Raw genomic sequence first — 15879 nt, 5'->3', positions numbered from 1 at the left:
CCTCGGGGCAGGCCGGGCGCCGCAGTCTGCCACGCCACTGCCATACTGCGAGGGCATGGTGGCGATGGTTCACGGAACAACAGGAGTGCGCAATTGGACTGGATAGCAATGCAGCTGAGCCACGAGAGCGTCCAGCTCTGGCTGTCCGTGGGCTGGTCCCTGTATGTCATCGTGGTGGGCATCTGGATCCTGCTGCAGCGCAGCCAGCCGATTGCCACGCTGAGCTGGCTGTTGTCCATGGCAGCGCTGCCTGTGGTGGGTCTGCTGGTCTATTACTACTTCGGCCCGCAACGCATGAAGCGCCAGCGCATCAAGCGGCTGCGCTCGCGCAAGCGTTCGCGAGTGCGCAACAGTATGCAAAAGCTCAGGGAGCGCATTCCGGCCCAGCAGGAGCGCCTGCGCCAGGTGGCGCGGCTGGTCGGCATGACCAGCGATTTCCCGGTAAGCACGGCCACCTCCATGCAGTTGCTGGTGGGGGGCGCCGCGACCTTTGATGCGATTGCGGAGGCTGTGAGCGCCGCACGCCACCATGTGCATCTGGAGTACTACATCTACGAGCCCGATCAGACCGGCACGGCCTTGCGTGATTTGCTGATCGATAAAGCACGCGCAGGTGTGCAGGTGCGTTTGCTGGTGGATGCTCTGGGCTCCAAGAAGCTGGGGCGCAAATTTCTGGAGCCGCTGCTGCAGGCCGGGGCCGAGGTGCTGCGCTTTCACGACGCCAAGATAGGGCGGCGGCTGCGGCCTGTGGTCAATTTTCGTACCCACCGCAAGATTCTGGTCTGCGATGGCAAGGTGGGCTTTACGGGCGGCGTGAACGTCACCGATGAAGAGAACGAGCGCATCTGTGACGATGCCTATCACGATGTGCATCTGCGCGTCGAAGGCTCGGTCGTCAACTGGCTGCAGACGGTGTTTCTCGAGGACTGGGCCTACACCCGCAGCGATGATCCGCACCGCCTGCCCGACGATCTCGATGACCTGCTGCCCGACTGCGAAGACGGCTCCATGCCCATGCAGGTCGTGACCTCGGGGCCTGACGATCAGCTGGATGCCATCTACCGTGCCTATCTGGCGGCCATCAACGCGGCCCAGCAGCGCATCTTGCTGACCACGCCGTATTTTGTGCCGACCGAAGGCGCGCTGACGGCACTCACCAATGCCGCGCTGCGCGGTGTGGAGGTCCGCATCCTCGTGCCCAAGAAGTCGGATTCTCTATTGGTGACGGCTGCTGCGCGCTCCTATTTTGACGAGCTGATTCGCTGCGGTGTGCATATCTATGAATATGCGGCCAGCATGTTGCACTCCAAGACCCTGGTGGTCGATGACAATATGGCCATGATTGGCACGGCCAATTTTGACTATCGCAGCTTTTTCCTCAATTACGAGGTCTGCGTGATCGGCTATGGGTCGGAGCTGAATCAGGCCATCGCTGCCCAGTTCGAGGCCGATCTGGGCCAGGCTCGAATGGTGCAATATCGCAGCGAGAAAGGTCTGCGGCGACGGCTGTTCGGCTCCATGGCCCGGCTGACATCGCCGCTGCTGTAATGAGTGAAACCGTGAATCATTGTGTGGATGCTCTGGCGCTATGGCGCCTGCAGGACTGTTATGCGACAGCCAGAACTGTTCGCCAACTCCGGTTGACTGCTTTATCCATGGCGTGGCGCTGTCGCATAAATCAGTGTCTGGCCAAACTTCCCCTGACCCCAGATATTGCTGTGCCACAACCAGCGTTTGCGGACAGGCCAGTTCAGTGAACCGATTGAGAATGGCGACTCGGATGTGCAGTTCGTTGAATTGGCGCTCAAAGGTCCTAGGTATTTGACCCGCTCGCCCAAGAAGTTAATGCAGTGCATCGTGTTCTCCACCATGCTGCGCTGATGATACAGCCACTCCAACTATTCCATAACTTGGGTCCAAAGCGCCTAAATGAGGCAATCGCCACATTGCGGTGCGCAAAGGCAGTGCGTTTGCGCACCGGGCATTTTTTGCGGGGAGATGATGGGCATTGCGCTCCATCACTCCGGCATATACAGGCGGTATGTCATAGGCACCATCACCGGTAACGCCCAGCAATGACTCATCCGTTAGTAGTTGTACCAACAAGTGCGGCGCCACGACCTCATCGCTGACGTGTTTGGAGGGCACGTAGATGGCTCGCACGGGCAGCGCTGAAGGTTAATAGTGCCGATTTTTACCTTGCGCTGTTGACATCGGCTGTTTGTTTTCATTGTAATTCGCCCATGCTCAGGAGTTTGATGCCCGTGGAGTTGAGCAGCAAATTCAGTCCACCATAACTGGTGCAATACGCTATTTGCACATCCAGACTACATCGTTTGCGACATAGCGTACTGAAGTCCGGAACAGGCCATGGCAGTCCGGACAAAGCCAGCAGCGATTGCCCAAAGCCGGTGTTCTATCGCAAGGCCGAGCCAAACAGACTCTTGGTGGTCAGGTAGAACTGGATAGCTGCATCCGAGAACTGTGGGCTACGCCTGCGTTTGCCGCTGATAGCGGCGAACCATGAAATGCCCTTATTCAATCAGAAAGTCAGAAACCTTGCGCTTTGAGCGCAGCAGTTGTACTGCTTCCAGTTGTTTGTGTGATAACGGTATTTGGAATTCAGAGACTGACTCATCGCTCGTTGCTATCGGACTGTAGAGAGTAATTTATGCAGCGCCACCTCATGGCTCAATTTTAACAAACACGTCTCTGTAGCGCCCTCTTGCATTTATAAATTTACTGTCCAGAGTAGATTTCTGGAGGTCAAGCAGATGCTCTCTGATGAAGATAGTGCGGATTGTTTTCCTGGCTCTTGCCTAGAAGAATTCTCTAGTGAGTGGGTGATTAAGCGTTCAATTGAAAGCGATACCCTCCCAAAGTATTTCCCGATACTAGTTGAAGAAAATTCTGGGCAAATTTGCGAGCCAGTACTATTATTTTTGCTTGAAAAGAGAGTAAGAAGCGGTCGTCATCTTTCTATTAATTCTAGAATTGCCTATTGCAAAGACTTGAAGGAATGGTTTACATATCTCGACAATGTGAAGATAAATTGGCTTGAGGTTCGTCAAGTGCATTTAGATGCATTCGTCACGATTTTGGATAAGACTATATCGCCAACTATTTGCGAATTATTAGCAGTTAAAACAATTACTAGAATGAGCACCACCGTTCGGGAGTTCTACAAGTGGTCAAAGAAAAATCTATCAATAAATAATAATAATCTCTCCGATAAAAGTCTATTTTTGGAGCAGAGTGTGGTCACGGTTGAGCCGAGAGACCAGAACAAAGACGATGATTCTGGAGAGAAAAATGTCTTACAGTTTCACGAGGCGAGGAAACTATTTTCTGAGCTTGGAGTACTTCCCAGTAAGCAGAATGGAAACTATCAATTTAGTTGCAGGGATAGACTCGCCTGCGAGTTAGCCTTATCTGCTGGACTCCGAATCGGTGATGTTACCCACTTGAGTGTAAGCATGATAGAGCGATATAGAAATGGAAACATTGAAGATACGCGGATTTATCCTATTCGCCTCGTTGGAAAAGGAAGAAAGGTCGCAAATGTTAAGTTTCCAGGATGGGTTATTAAGGAGTCCTTGGCTTATATCGATGGGGAGAGAAATTTTATAGTAAATAAAACTGGAATACAGGCAAATTTACTAATAATCAATGGGCTTGGAGCGGGAGGGTGTGCTGGAAGACCAGTAAGTCACAGAACCCTTCAGCGTCGCTTCTCAGATGCCTGCAAGCGCGCTGGTCTGGTTCGATTTGTGGAGAAATATACTATTGGTAGTTTCGGTCAAAAAATATCAAAAAATGATGAATTAGTTGAAAGAGCTCAATACGTATTTCACGATTTACGTCACACATACGCTATTTGGACTTATTACGCTAGGAAAAGGGGAGGAGATAGTGAACCATGGATATTTATATCCACTCAGTTGAGGCACGCAAACGTACTAACCACAATTAAGTTTTATCTTAAGACTGCGTCTGATTTTGAAGCGGTTGTGTCTGACACTTTTATGGACTGTCTTCATGAAAAATACTCGATTTAGTCAGATTTCATCAGAACAAAAGAAAATTCTTCTGAGCGAGTCTGAGCCTCATATTGCGCCAGGACTTCTTTCGTATGTTGGACGATATCCGGAACACTATGAAAAATCGCGTAAGGTCATAGAGAGGGAAGTTAAATATTTTGCGACAGCAGATTATTGGCTTTATGCGTTCGCGAAATATTGCTCATCCAGTGAAGTGGCTCAGCCGTCAAATTATTTAAAGATTGCCTACAATTTTTCCAATGGATTTTGTCGATGGATTAATTCCTCAGGCAGGGGGAAAGATGAAATTAGCACCATGGATACTAAGGCTGTCCGTGAATTCTACGATTTTTTGTGTGGATTGAGGCATAGGAGAGGAGAGAAAAAGGGGGAGCTATTAAGTCCGAACACTCTCAGGAAGTATTATGGAGCATTTGAAAGATTTATAGAAATTTTGTTGGATAACGAAAAGTATGCAAACAATATGACGCAAAGGATTGGGTTCATTTCTAACCCTTTTCCTGAGGCGCAGCAAAGTACCGAGTCCACCGAGGTTCTTGATGATAATACTTTTATTAGGCTGTATTCCACAGTAAGAGAGTTGTGTGAAGAGACCATGAAAAAGGTTGATTACGCGAACTCAATTCTGAATGGGCAACGAATACCTCCGAACTTTCATGCTAGAGGTCGTGGAAAGTACAATAACTTGGGAGCCTTGTTGTGGGCTTTGAAAGATTTAGAGAGAATCCCTTTTCCAAGTTGTTCCGGTGAGTTGAAAATTACCCATCCGGATATCTTTAATTCTATTGCCTATGTCCATGGGGGCACTGGAAAAGTATATTCAATGTTCTATCCATCTGCGGAGAGCATTTTCCCATTCGTTGTATTGTTGGCGATATATTCAGCGTCAAATACAAATCCGCTGCGGACTCTGAAAATTTCTGAAATAAATGATGTTGAAGTAATGGGGGTAATGAGGGTAAAACTTTCATTCGTAAAAAATCGTGGAAAAAATTATTCACGCTCTTTCGCCCATGACGACGATGACCCACTATCACCCAACAAAGTCGTTGATTTTCTGAAGCGTTGGGGTGCTCCATTAAGAAAAGTTGATTTTTCGGACTATCTATTCCTATTCTCGCATCGAGAGGGGGGAGGGGTCGATGTGTTTAAGACCTTTGTTGAGAGCGGAACGGATGTCTGCGGCCATTGGACTACGGGAATGAAGCGTTTAACCAAGCTTTTAGGGTTGAAAAGTAGGTTGACTACACAAAAAATTCGAGCAACTGCTTTAGATATCGTGCGTGATATCTCCGATGATGATATCCGCGCGCACAGTGCCGCGGGTGGGAATACCGCGGCTGTACTTCAGGCCTACTACGACAGCAGCGGTGCAAAGGCAAAGCGCATTGAGCAATTGGCTGGGGTAATGGCTGGTCAAGAGCGCCACGTTCGAACCTACGGAAGGATAGACCATCGAGGAAGTGCGGATAGCTCAGACCTCGGTGCGGCCACTCCTGGCTGGAACTGCGTCAATCCATATGACTCCCCCATTGATGGTGAGGTCAAAGGAAGGGCATGCCACGCAAAGGGTATGTGTCCTGCTTGTGCACTCGGATTTTTGGACATCAATTCACCCTACGCATTCGCACGCTCCGTACAACTCATCGATGAAATCTGGGAGGCTCAGAACTACGTGGACCCCCAGCGCTGGGGTAAGAGATACAAGCCTGTGAGAGCGATTTTAATGCGCAAATGGATTTCAGCGTTCTCGAATTTTGTAGCTGAGGAAGCAAAGAAACTCAGCTTGGGCCCAATAGGAAGATTGGAGTAATGATGAGGAAGAAAAAGCAGCCAATCCAGAGTCGTGCTATCAACTTTGATGTGATGGGTGCACGGGCAGTATCGGAAAAATCATATTGGGGAGACGATATTTGGTATTTAAAATCTGCTTCATCATTTGCCCGGGAACCAAGATTGAACTGGAAATTTTCCCTGCCTGGTGGTGAGAACTCCTTACTAGAGAAGCATCAAGTTCTTTTGGCATCATTTCGAGAAACCGTTCTTGGAATGATAAGTGAGGATTCTGGCTATGGAAAGGTCCTCAGTCCCCACAGCACTTTGGGGATGATGGCTGGAGCTCGAGATTTGTTTCGCTGGATGGTAAAGTGTGGCTACAAATCATTTGCAGATTTAGATGGTCAAGCACTTGAAATATTTGAATCGGATTTACCGAAGATACTTGCAGACAGGTTTAAATTTTTTGGCATTGTTCCTGGTGTATACGATAGGCCGCGTCGACCGGTTAATGCACCGTTAAGCTCTAGTGGAGAGGAGGAAGTTGATTTTGTTGATATTTCATCAGAAATTTTTGAGTTGGACGAAGATTCTGAAACCTCATATGACTTGGATGAAGAGGGTGCTGAACGCTCTGAGGACTATTTTTCATACGAGCAAGTTTCTCTTAGAATTAGTTTTATATTCTACGCATACTGGCAATCGGATAGATTTGATAGATTTAATTTGCCAACAATGCCTGCATTCCCCTATGGAGGTGAACCTTGTGGTGCCATAGTAAGTAGAATTGGCACCGCCTATTGCAAAATAATTCCTCCTTTTCCGGACGAAGTTGCGCTTCCTCTATTAACGTCTGCTTTGAATTGGGTCAACGAGCGCTCAAAAGATGTGCTAGACCTTGTGGATATATATTTTGATGCACTAGAAAAAGACTTGAACCCTTCTGTTGAACTAAGAAAATTCAAGTTCAGTACTCTGGAGGGAGAATTGGGCCCATGGCGCGCACCGATTGATTTTGAGGTAAGTGAGTACATCAATCACGATGGCTGGTTCAATTCTTCACCACTTCAGACATTTAGAAATGTTGTTCTGAACCTGAGTGGTGCATGTTTGATTATCATTCTATTTTTCGTTGGAATGCGCGTAAGCGAGGTATGTAGTCTCAAAGGTGGGTTGCCTAGTAAGAAAAAAAATGTGGCTATTTGCCTTGAGGACGCCTTCACTAAGGACTCGCTTACCAGATTATTTTTTGTAAATGGTGTAACCTCAAAAGGACGTCAATTTCCCGCGAAAGAAAAATGGCTCGTTGGTTCATCTCCAGTCGATTCTGACGTTATGCCGCCCGCTGTGAAAGCACTTTGTGTGCTGGAGAAATTATTTTCGAAGTGGCGCGAAGTTTCTAGTTTAAATGACCTAGTATTGAACTTTTCTAGGCCACGAGGTATGCCTCGCGACCATTCTAATATTACTCCCTCAAAGACAGACACAATTCTCAGGCAAATTAGACAATTCATTTATACCCAAGTCGATTTATCTGCCCTGCCAGATGAAAGCATTCATGGTGAATCTCTGGTGATTTATCGAGAGTCAAGGGGGCTATGCATTAAGGGACATCATGGCAGAAAGACTTTCTCCGCTTATATTCTAGAGACGCGGTCATCACTGTTGCGCGCCGTCAGTCAGCACTTCAAGCATATGAACGTTTCAATTACTGAAAGTGCGTATTTCCCAGCTGTTCACCGATTGAGACAGGAAAGCGAATCTCAGAGAACAGCCGACTCAGTTGCCTTTTTTGTTGATGTGGTACGAGGCGAAAAGCTGGCAGGTCGAATGGCGGAGAGGATTGAAACATTTTTCAAATCGGATGATTTAAAGAAGTTGAGTGATAAGGACCTTCTTGAAGCAGTTGAAGAAATTGTGACCACGAATGAGTTACAGGTGTTTTTCAATGATGCAGGTAACTGCTTCATTCGGGCAAATCCTAAAGGGTCTAGGTGTCGTATGGCAGGGGGTGGGGCATCCTGGAAGGGGGTCAAACCAGACTATATGGCGCGTTCGGCGAGCATGTGCGCGGGCTGCGAGTGCTTTGCGGCGCATCGGGCGCACTTACCTTACTGGACCCAGCGTGAGGAAAGGCTTGAGGAGCAAGCACGTTCTCCAGGGTATAACCCTCGGGAGTTTCGCGTAGACGAGCGTGACAGAAAGCAGGCGAAGGCGATGGTTATTCTCTTGAGCAAGAAGAATGATGCGTCCAGGAAGCGCAAGGAACTTAACGAACTATGAGTGCAGCTGAAACTGAAGCTCTGTTGAGAGCAGCATTTGAGCGTTTGGTTACAGGTACTCCGACAAATGCTGATTTATTAAAGTTGGCTCATCGTTTGGGGAAAGTCAGAATCAATCTTGCATCGGTCTGCAAGGAGGCAGGCTTCTCTCGCGGAGTTCTTGGTGATACGAACTCAATCTATTTAGAACTGCGCCAGGAAATATTGGAGTATGAACAGAAACCTTATATTAGTATTGAAGAGCTTCAACTTCGTCAGTTGGAATTAGAAAATCTCGTCTCCGAGTTACGGGACAGGATTGATATGCGTGACGTGCAGAATGCAGAGCTTCTAGTGAAGCTCCGCAGAGCTCAACAGAAGGGAGCGGTTGCTACCATGCCTGTGGAGAAGAGAAATGCAGCGCTCAAGGTGGTCACGGGTCAATAGGTGGGTCGTCTTGCTATTTTCCATGCGACGTATTCGGCAGTTCCCTCAGGTCTTCCTCCTCTAGCCAATAATTTTTGATGGCATTTGAGGGATATTCGGTGCTTCAGTGGATGTGGACACATCTACTTCCTGATAAGTCAACAACTTAGCTCTTCGAATTTGTTAATTGCAGTTCTTAAGCTGTGGACAGTATCGGTACCATAAAGCTTGATGTGTCCATACATGCGCTGTCGTTTTTGTTGGTTTAGCTGTATCGTTGGCAGTGATTGAAAATCGGGCCAATTCTCCGGCCTGTCCCCTTGCTGCCAACTGACGGCTCGATGCCCGGTTCTGACGGCAGCACGGTGTAGTGAACGCTGATGTGCTGCAAGCCAGTGAGGGAGTGACAGACCAGGTTTCATCGTGTTCCGGCTGGCACGTGGAATAGGGCTTGCTTCAGCGCATCGTGCACGAAGTCCGTAAACGTCGAATCGCTCACTTGCCAGCCTTCGATACCCTGGGCAAACACGTCAATGATGAAGGCTGCTTTTAGCCAGCCCTGCGGGGAGACGTCATGACGCAAGAATATTTCACGTGCTTATCTGGCCGGGGACATCTGTGTTACGACGTGATGCATCTATCCCGCTATACGTTGTTCACGGGCCCGTAGCTTCTTTTCCACCTCAGCCAACCATGTGTAGAGCTTCTCCCTTAGCGCTGCTGCGCCGGGGAGTGGTGAGGACGAGGTGGCTGTCTCCACGTCCTGTGGCGCTGCTATTTTGAGCGAAATAACTATTTGGCGTGAAATGAGCGGTGCTTCTTAAGCACGCGGCGAAGGTCTTCAAAAAACGCGATTGCGTCTACACCAAGCGCTTCACACCATTGGTAGAACTCAATCAAATCCAGGCGGCGCTCCCCAACTTCACACCTGCTCACGTACTGTTGAGTCTGGCCAAGGCGCTTGGATAGCTCTACCTGAGAGACACCTGTGTCAAGGCGTTGCTGTTTGAGGAGCTCCAAAAATTGCTCGTACTCCGGAGTGTGAAGAGGCATGCCCAACGGCTGTTCATAGACTAAAGGGCGCTTAGGTTGCAGTCAAAGTAGAATTACACCAAAACGATGTACATCAATTTGATGTTTTTTAAATGCAGACCAACCAATCAGTACCTCAAGGTATTTCTGGAGCGCAGCCGGACCTAGCAGGCGTTGCCCTTGAGCTCGCATATGTAAAGTCATGCGGGCTCTCCCACCTGATGTGCACCTCAGGCTCTTTCGCCATGTTCGACACTGTGAACAAACAACTGACTATTTTTGGTGAAGAGCTTGAAGTTGTGGGTGGCTCATTTCATGAAAGCCTCGCAGCGGATGTATTGCAAGATGCACAGAGATTGGGCGCAGCGTTCGACATCCAGGATGGCCGATGTTCCTGCCGCATAGGTAGCTTTGAACTGGTAGGAGAGTCATATGTCGAAGCCGCTCTTAGGGCTTTAATTACCTATCGGTCGCATGCCTCTTCTAACCAGGCTCCTTGTTCTGAAATCAACGACAAAACATGCCCATCTCGATAGGAGTCTCCCCGGAGCCGTATTCGGTCAGCCGAGTCATTTTTTTGGACTTTGATGGAGTCCTGCATCCACCCCGAGCTATTGCAGGTGCACGACCACCGCTTGAGCCGCACGAAATTCGAGCGGGATGGCCTGCCACGTTCCAGCACCTAGGCGTCCTCAAGGACTTGCTGCAGGAACATTCGGATATCGCAGTGGTTGTCAGCAGCTCCTGGCGCATCTTCTTGAATGACGCCCAACTGGGAGAACTCCTTGCCCCAATTGCACGCTGGTACGGTGGTTCCATTGGCAATCCCCAAACAGGACGAGACGTAGCGATTCGTGCTTGGCTGGAACTTAACGCCATCACTGACTATGTGGTGCTAGACGATAAACCGAAGTTCTTTCCGGGGCCGGCCGGGGCTTGGCCCACATTGATACTTTGTGAGAGTGAGACGGGGATATCGGACATCAGCGTCCAGCAGAAGCTTCGTGACTGGATGAACCAGCACGCAGACTGCAATAGCCCTGCTCCTCCAGTAGAACGTCAGTCCTTCGGCCATGAGCAAAGGCGAGGCGAGCCCTTATGAGCCTCGTTCTCTTCCTAGACTTCGATGACGTCATTTGCCTCAACAACCCATTTGGTGGATATGACGCACTAACTGCTTTGGCTGAAGCAGCTCGAGAAGGCACACCACTTAGTGCAAAGGATGAGCTATGGGCCAAGCTGTTCGACGCCCAGGCGGTGTCGCATATAAGGCTGGCGCATGAAGAGTTCTCGCCGCGGTACGTCCTTTCTACCAGTTGGCGCTGGTTTTTTGACCAAGGCCTTTTGGAGAAGACGCTAGAGCTGGGCGGTCTTGGCTTTGTTGCGCAGGGTCTGCACCGAGACTGGACAACGCCACAGGTCTCTAGAAGAGCGCATCGTGCGGTGGAAATCAACAGTTGGCTGGAGCAGCATCCAGAAAGTGCTCACTTGTGGGCGGTCCTGGATGATGGACTCTCAGGAACAGGATTCGAGAACTGGTCGCGAGAACGGCGTCAATTCGTGGTTCTTTGTCAGGAAGGAGTTGGCTTTCAGAAGGACGAGCTTCAAAGCCTTAGGCGTGCCTTTGCGCTGCGAGGTTTAAGTTCTAAACCTTGAAACCAGCGGCACTTCAGCCAGCGTACATCGGTACCTACTGGTGTGCCGTTAAGTCAGGCAAACATGTCAAAGACCATTCTCTATCTGGACTATGACGGAGTGCTGCACCCGGAGCCGGTTTACCGACACCCGAGGGGCGGGATGTACTTTGGTCTCGAGCATGCTGGTCACAGCTTGTTTGAGTACGCCGAGGTCCTTGTTGAAGCTCTGGCGCCGTACCCTCATGTCGCCATCGTCCTGTCCACTTCCTGGGTGCGAGTGTTGAGCTATTCCCAGGCCAGGGCCTATCTCCCCGAAACTCTGCGCTCAAGGGTGATTGGGGCAACGTTTCACAGTGCGATGAACAAGTTCGAGTTCGATGCGATGAGCAGAGGAGCCCAAGTGCTTGCGGATGCCACACGTCGCTCCGCAACCAGTTGGGTCGCGTTGGATGATGACGACGATGGCTGGGGTGCCGCGGCATCCTCGCATTTCGTGCTGACAGAACGAACGTCAGGGCTATCGGAACCGCAGGCTCTTATAGAGCTGTCAGACAAATTGAAAGAACAATTTAAGCAGTGGTGACTGCCTGCGGGCGCTGGCCATCGCTGACCATCAGTCCGCTAAGAGTGGGCCGGTAGCTTGAGCTGGCCAGCGACTGCATGCGACACTTTGTGGTCCTTCGGCCTTCAGTCGGCCAAGATTTCTATGCAGCGATTGCCGTCTCTCGTAGCGCTTGGCTGGATGCCGATTTCAAGTGTGAAGCAGACGTAGCAATTCCCGCTGCGGTGCAGTGATGGACTTTCATGCTTACCTGGGCACGAGCCAGATTGCCTATCGACTGACCTGTCGCAGTGCGTCCGCCAAGCGGCGAACTCCCTCTTCGATGGTGTCCCGTTCCAGCAATGCATAGCCCATTACCAGGCCGGATGAGCGCTGTCCTGCGGGCCTCGCTTTGCCCGAATGGAACAAGGGACCAATTGGATGCACTCGCACGCCTTGCTTCCGGGCCGCATCGACCAGAGCGAGCTCCGCTGTAGTCGGCAATGCACGAAACCACGCCACCACGTGCAGTCCGCTGGCAGCCCCTTGCACCTCGACTTCTTCCCCCAGATATCGGTCCAGCGCTTCGACCAATGCACGCTGCCTTGCCTGCTGCAGACGGCGGATGCGCCGCACATGCCGGTCATAACTGCCATTTTCCAGCAGTTGGGCTAGTGCTCGCTGCACGCCAGTTGCGGCATGACGGTCAGTCACACGCTTGGCATCAGCAAATATCTGTACCAAAGCATGCGGCAGCACCATGTAGCCGAGTCGTATCTGCGGCGACAAAGTTTTGGAGAATGTGCCGACGTGAATCACGCAGCCGCGGGTATCGAGCGACTGAAGCGTGGCCTCTGGACGCACGGAATAGCGGTACTCGCTGTCGTAATCATCCTCTATGACCCAGGTCTGGCGTTCTGCTGCCCAGTCGAGGAGTTGCCGACGACGCGCGATTGGCAAGAAGGAGCCCAGTGGGAACTGGTGGGTCGGCGTGATGTAGGCCAGTTGTGCCGGCCCAAGCGCGGCAAGGTGCTCAGTGACCAGGCCTTGCGAATCGACGTCGGCGTAGAGCAACTTCGCTCCATAGGCCTCAAACGCATGATGTGCCATGCGATAGCCCGGATTCTCCACCACCACGCTTCCACCTGGGTCGACCAACAAGCGAGCGCAGAGGTCGAGGGCCTGCTGCGAGCCGTTAACAATCAAAAGCTGCTCGACGGAGCAAGCCATGCCGCGGGCCTGACTTAGGTGCGCCTGCAGCGCCCGGCGCAGCTCCATGTTGCCGCGCGGGTCCTCGTACTCGAGGCGACGGCTGCGCTGGCGTTCTACAGTACGTTGCGCTTTCATCCAAGTCAGCGTGGGGAAGTCGTTGCCAGACAACGGCCCGTAAACGAAATCAATCTCTCCAGCTGCCGTCGAGCTGGGGTCTCCCAGTTTGAGCAACGAGATGTGCCGGCCAATGGCAGAGAGCGAGCCGGCAAGGCTCTCTGGTGCGGTCGGCTTTGTCCGTGCATGCCTGGCACGGTCGCCAGCGCCCGCCTGGGCAGCTCCTGCGGCGACGCGACTGGCGGCACCAGCGCGACTCTCGATGAAGCCATCGGCGGCCAGTTGCTCATACACCAGCGAAACGGTGGCGCGGGAAAGACCACGCTCAGTTGCCAGCGCGCGTGTCGACGGCAGCGGTGTGCCGCTGGCGTAGGTGCCATCTGCAATACGTGTGCGGAATTCCGCATAGAGCGCCCGGCTCAAACCTGTCCGGGGTTCGGCGTCTTTTGGCATAGAAACTGGTCTGTAAAAATGAGTCAAAACTGGATATTTTCACCAATCCGGCTTGGATGCAAAGTGATGCCTTCGCCGGAGTTCCGGCCACGCTTGCATTCAAACGTCCATGTACCTTCCCAATCAATTTGCCGAACCCCGGGTCGAAGAACTTCACCGCATCCTCCGCGAGAACTCGCTGGGCATGTTGGTAACGCATACCGCTACGGGTCTTGAAGTCCACCATCTGCCATTTCTACTTGACGCCGCCGCAGGCAGCGTTGGCATCCTGACCGCTCACGTGGCACGGTCTAACCTGGTCTGGCAGGAGGTTCGCGATGGCGATGAGGTTTTGGTCGTCTTCCGCGGCGTGCACGGCTATATCTCGCCGAACTGGTATCCCGGCAAACAGCAAACGCATCGGCGCGTGCCGACGTGGAACTACGAGGTCGTGCATGCTCACGGCACCATCCATGTCCGCGACGACGAGAAGTTCATCTGGGGCGTCGTGGCGCGTCTGACGCGCCAACATGAGCTCGACCAGCCCAAGCCCTGGAAGATGGGCGATGCGCCGCCGGACTACCTGGCTGAGCAACTCAGGCATATTGTTGGCATCGAGGTTCGGCTGAGCCGCCTGGAAGGCAAGCGCAAGCTGAATCAGCACCATGAGCAGCAGGACCGTGAAGGCGCCATCCTTGGTCTGGAATTGCAGGGGAACCATGGTCTGGCTCAGGCCATGACAGACACGACTCGGAAGGCATCGTCATGACTGCATACAGGCTTCACTGCTTCAAAGAGTCTGGCAACTCTTACAAGGTTGCCCTGGCCCTCTCTATCGCCGGACTGCCTTGCGACAAGGTGGTCGTGGACTACTTCGGTGGCGAGACTCGTCTGCAGACTTGGCGGACCGAGGTGAACGAATTGGGCGAAGTACCCGTACTGGAGGTTGATGGGCAGAAACTGACTCAGTCGGGGGTCATCCTTCTGCATCTGGCCGAACACGTCGGCGCACTACGCCTGTCCGAGGGAGCGCGCCCTGAGGTTCTCCGCTGGCTGCTGTTCGACAATCACAAGTTCACGGCCAATTTGGCGACCTATCGCTGGTTGCGAGCCTTCACTACGCCGACGCCGCACGAGGCTGTGCTGACCTTCATGCGGCAGCGCATCGCGAGTGCGTTCGACATTGTCGAGAAGCATCTCGGTGCACAGCGCTTCATCGTTGGAGACCGGCTGACGATTGCCGACCTGTCTCTGGCAGGCTATGTTTTCTATCCCAAGGAAGAATTGGGTTTCGACATCAGCACCGAGTACCCGAACATGTATGCATGGATGGAGCGCCTCTCGCAGACATCTGGCTGGCAGGCTCCCTATGAGTTGTTGAGCTGAGGTTGCCATGTACAGCGCCACCTTCACTTTCGCCAAGGGCGAGTACGACGATGAGTTCCACCAGCTCGACAAGGCCATTGCCGACATCGCCAAGGGCATACCAGGCTACTTGGGCGAGGAGGCTTGGGAGAACCCGTCAGCAGGCCTTATCTCAACGGTCTATTACTGGGACACGCTAGAAGCTCTGCAGCAGCTCGTTCAGCATCCAGCACACGCCGCTGCCAAGCAGAAGCGCGCGCAGTGGATTGATGGGTATCACATCGTTGTGGCCCAGGTCATCCGCTCCTACGGGGACGGCGGTATCAGCCATCCACTCACTTCCGTAAGTAATCCGGCTTCACCGCATCATTCCTGAGCATCCCGCCATGTCACTACTCGCTTTTGTATTCGCGGCCGTTGTCCTGGCCATCACGCCTGGCCCCGGTATTGCCTATGTGGTCGCTCGCACGGTGGCCGGCGGCCGTGGTGAAGGCTTGGCTTCGTGTCTTGGCACCGGATTGGGAGGCCTGCTCCACGTGCTTGCTGCCGCGTTCGGGCTGTCACTACTCATCGCACAGTCCGCTTGGGCGTTCAACCTGGTCAAGTACGTCGGTGCCGCCTATCTCGTCTACCTGGGTGTCCGTATGCTGCTGCGCCGCAGCCAGAACGACGCAGCGCCAACCGTGAGCGCTCAAGGCGCCCGACGAGCCTTTGTGGAAGGCATCGTGGTTGAAGCCTTGAACATCAAGACGGCACTTTTCTTCCTGGCCTTCTTGCCGCAATTCATCGTGCCTGGTTCGCCGCTGGCACCGCAGTTGGCAGTGCTAGGGAGCATCTGCGTGGCGCTAAACACTCTTGTGGATGTTCTGGCAGTGTTCGCCGCAGACCGGATACTGAAGTCCAGCACAGCCCGTGCAGAACGTGCAAAGGTGTTGAATCGCGTCTCAGGCGGCACGATGGTCGCGCTGGGCATCTTCCTTGCCGTCGCACGACGCAGTGCCTGAAATCACTAAGAAGGAATT

Annotated in this window: 16 protein-coding genes and 2 pseudogenes; 13 read left to right on the top strand and 5 right to left on the bottom strand. The window is 52.3% G+C overall.

Translation table 11 applies throughout. The features are described 5' to 3' along the window. Positions 1-108: 108 nt before the first annotated feature. The gene (cls, locus tag F3J24_RS04305; RefSeq protein ID WP_370527721.1) at positions 109-1548 is read left to right on the top strand and encodes a cardiolipin synthase; all 1440 of its coding nucleotides are present in this window, start codon (positions 109-111) and stop codon (positions 1546-1548) included. A gap of 171 nt (positions 1549-1719) precedes the next feature. Here the strand turns inward: cls and F3J24_RS04300 are convergent. Continuing rightward, a pseudogene (locus F3J24_RS04300) lies at positions 1720-2638 on the bottom strand (IS5 family transposase); the annotation flags it as partial. A 136-nt stretch (positions 2639-2774) separates the two neighbouring features. On the opposite strand from F3J24_RS04300, the gene F3J24_RS04295 reads away from it, so the two are divergent. The 4 genes from F3J24_RS04295 to F3J24_RS04280 are packed head-to-tail and all read left to right on the top strand — an operon-like array spanning position 2775 to position 8545. Beyond that, positions 2775-4058, top strand: coding sequence for a site-specific integrase (locus tag F3J24_RS04295; RefSeq protein ID WP_167003004.1), 1284 nt, complete (start codon positions 2775-2777; stop codon positions 4056-4058). Beyond that, entirely contained in the window at positions 4039-5874 is a 1836-nt protein-coding gene (locus tag F3J24_RS04290) for a hypothetical protein (RefSeq protein ID WP_167003002.1), read from the top strand. The genes F3J24_RS04295 and F3J24_RS04290 overlap by 20 nt, the downstream gene beginning before the upstream one ends. A gap of 2 nt (positions 5875-5876) precedes the next feature. After that, positions 5877-8120 (top strand): hypothetical protein, encoded by a 2244-nt coding sequence (locus F3J24_RS04285; RefSeq protein WP_167003000.1) that lies wholly within the window; start codon positions 5877-5879, stop codon positions 8118-8120. Continuing rightward, positions 8117-8545 carry a hypothetical protein gene (locus F3J24_RS04280; protein WP_167002998.1) on the top strand — a complete coding sequence of 143 codons (429 nt, stop codon included), beginning with the start codon at positions 8117-8119 and terminating at the stop codon, positions 8543-8545. Before F3J24_RS04285 ends, F3J24_RS04280 begins: the two co-directional genes overlap by 4 nt. Before the next feature lie 295 nt (positions 8546-8840). On the opposite strand, the pseudogene F3J24_RS25110 reads toward F3J24_RS04280, so the two are convergent. The 3 genes and pseudogenes from F3J24_RS25110 to F3J24_RS04265 all read right to left on the bottom strand — a co-directional run. Beyond that, positions 8841-9086: pseudogene (locus F3J24_RS25110) on the bottom strand (IS3 family transposase); the annotation flags it as partial. Positions 9087-9316: 230 nt separating this feature from the next. Further along, positions 9317-9577, bottom strand: a complete 261-nt coding sequence (locus F3J24_RS04270) for a helix-turn-helix domain-containing protein (protein WP_167002994.1) — start codon at positions 9575-9577, stop codon at positions 9317-9319. Positions 9578-9619: 42 nt separating this feature from the next. Beyond that, positions 9620-9760, bottom strand: coding sequence for a hypothetical protein (locus tag F3J24_RS04265; protein WP_167002992.1), 141 nt, complete (start codon positions 9758-9760; stop codon positions 9620-9622). Positions 9761-9801: 41 nt separating this feature from the next. On the opposite strand from F3J24_RS04265, the gene F3J24_RS04260 reads away from it, so the two are divergent. From F3J24_RS04260 to F3J24_RS04245, 4 genes are all read left to right on the top strand, one after another. Next, positions 9802-10092: a hypothetical protein gene (locus F3J24_RS04260; protein ID WP_167002990.1), complete on the top strand. Its 291-nt coding sequence runs from the start codon at positions 9802-9804 to the stop codon at positions 10090-10092. Continuing rightward, positions 10077-10658 carry an HAD domain-containing protein gene (locus F3J24_RS25105; RefSeq protein ID WP_167002989.1) on the top strand — a complete coding sequence of 194 codons (582 nt, stop codon included), beginning with the start codon at positions 10077-10079 and terminating at the stop codon, positions 10656-10658. The genes F3J24_RS04260 and F3J24_RS25105 overlap by 16 nt, the downstream gene beginning before the upstream one ends. Then, complete coding sequence (locus F3J24_RS04250; protein WP_167002987.1) at positions 10655-11212, top strand: HAD domain-containing protein; 558 nt, start codon at positions 10655-10657, stop codon at positions 11210-11212. The genes F3J24_RS25105 and F3J24_RS04250 overlap by 4 nt, the downstream gene beginning before the upstream one ends. 63 nt (positions 11213-11275) lie before the next feature. Next, the gene (locus F3J24_RS04245) at positions 11276-11776 is read left to right on the top strand and encodes an HAD domain-containing protein (protein ID WP_167002985.1); all 501 of its coding nucleotides are present in this window, start codon (positions 11276-11278) and stop codon (positions 11774-11776) included. A gap of 249 nt (positions 11777-12025) precedes the next feature. On the opposite strand, the gene F3J24_RS04240 is transcribed toward F3J24_RS04245, so the two are convergent. Then, positions 12026-13513, bottom strand: coding sequence for a PLP-dependent aminotransferase family protein (locus F3J24_RS04240; protein ID WP_167002983.1), 1488 nt, complete (start codon positions 13511-13513; stop codon positions 12026-12028). Between the two features lie 109 nt (positions 13514-13622). Here F3J24_RS04240 and F3J24_RS04235 point away from each other — a divergent pair, with 109 nt between their 5' ends. Genes F3J24_RS04235 through F3J24_RS04220 form a run of 4 tightly spaced genes read left to right on the top strand, consistent with a single transcriptional unit; the run spans position 13623 to position 15861 of the window. Continuing rightward, positions 13623-14261 (top strand): FMN-binding negative transcriptional regulator, encoded by a 639-nt coding sequence (locus tag F3J24_RS04235; protein ID WP_167002981.1) that lies wholly within the window; start codon positions 13623-13625, stop codon positions 14259-14261. Then, complete coding sequence (locus tag F3J24_RS04230; RefSeq protein ID WP_167002979.1) at positions 14258-14878, top strand: glutathione S-transferase family protein; 621 nt, start codon at positions 14258-14260, stop codon at positions 14876-14878. The genes F3J24_RS04235 and F3J24_RS04230 overlap by 4 nt, the downstream gene beginning before the upstream one ends. A gap of 7 nt (positions 14879-14885) precedes the next feature. After that, positions 14886-15233, top strand: a complete 348-nt coding sequence (locus tag F3J24_RS04225) for an antibiotic biosynthesis monooxygenase (protein ID WP_167002977.1) — start codon at positions 14886-14888, stop codon at positions 15231-15233. A 10-nt stretch (positions 15234-15243) separates the two neighbouring features. Then, a complete protein-coding gene (locus tag F3J24_RS04220; protein WP_167002975.1) occupies positions 15244-15861 on the top strand; it encodes a LysE family translocator in 618 nt (205 codons plus the stop codon). Positions 15862-15879 lie beyond the last annotated feature (18 nt).

The sequence above is a fragment of the Comamonas sp. Tr-654 genome, from assembly GCF_011752915.1.
In the GTDB taxonomy this organism is placed as follows: domain Bacteria; phylum Pseudomonadota; class Gammaproteobacteria; order Burkholderiales; family Burkholderiaceae_C; genus Comamonas.
The sequence above is the reverse complement of the archived record's forward strand: the minus strand, read 5'-3'. Positions and strand labels throughout refer to the sequence as shown.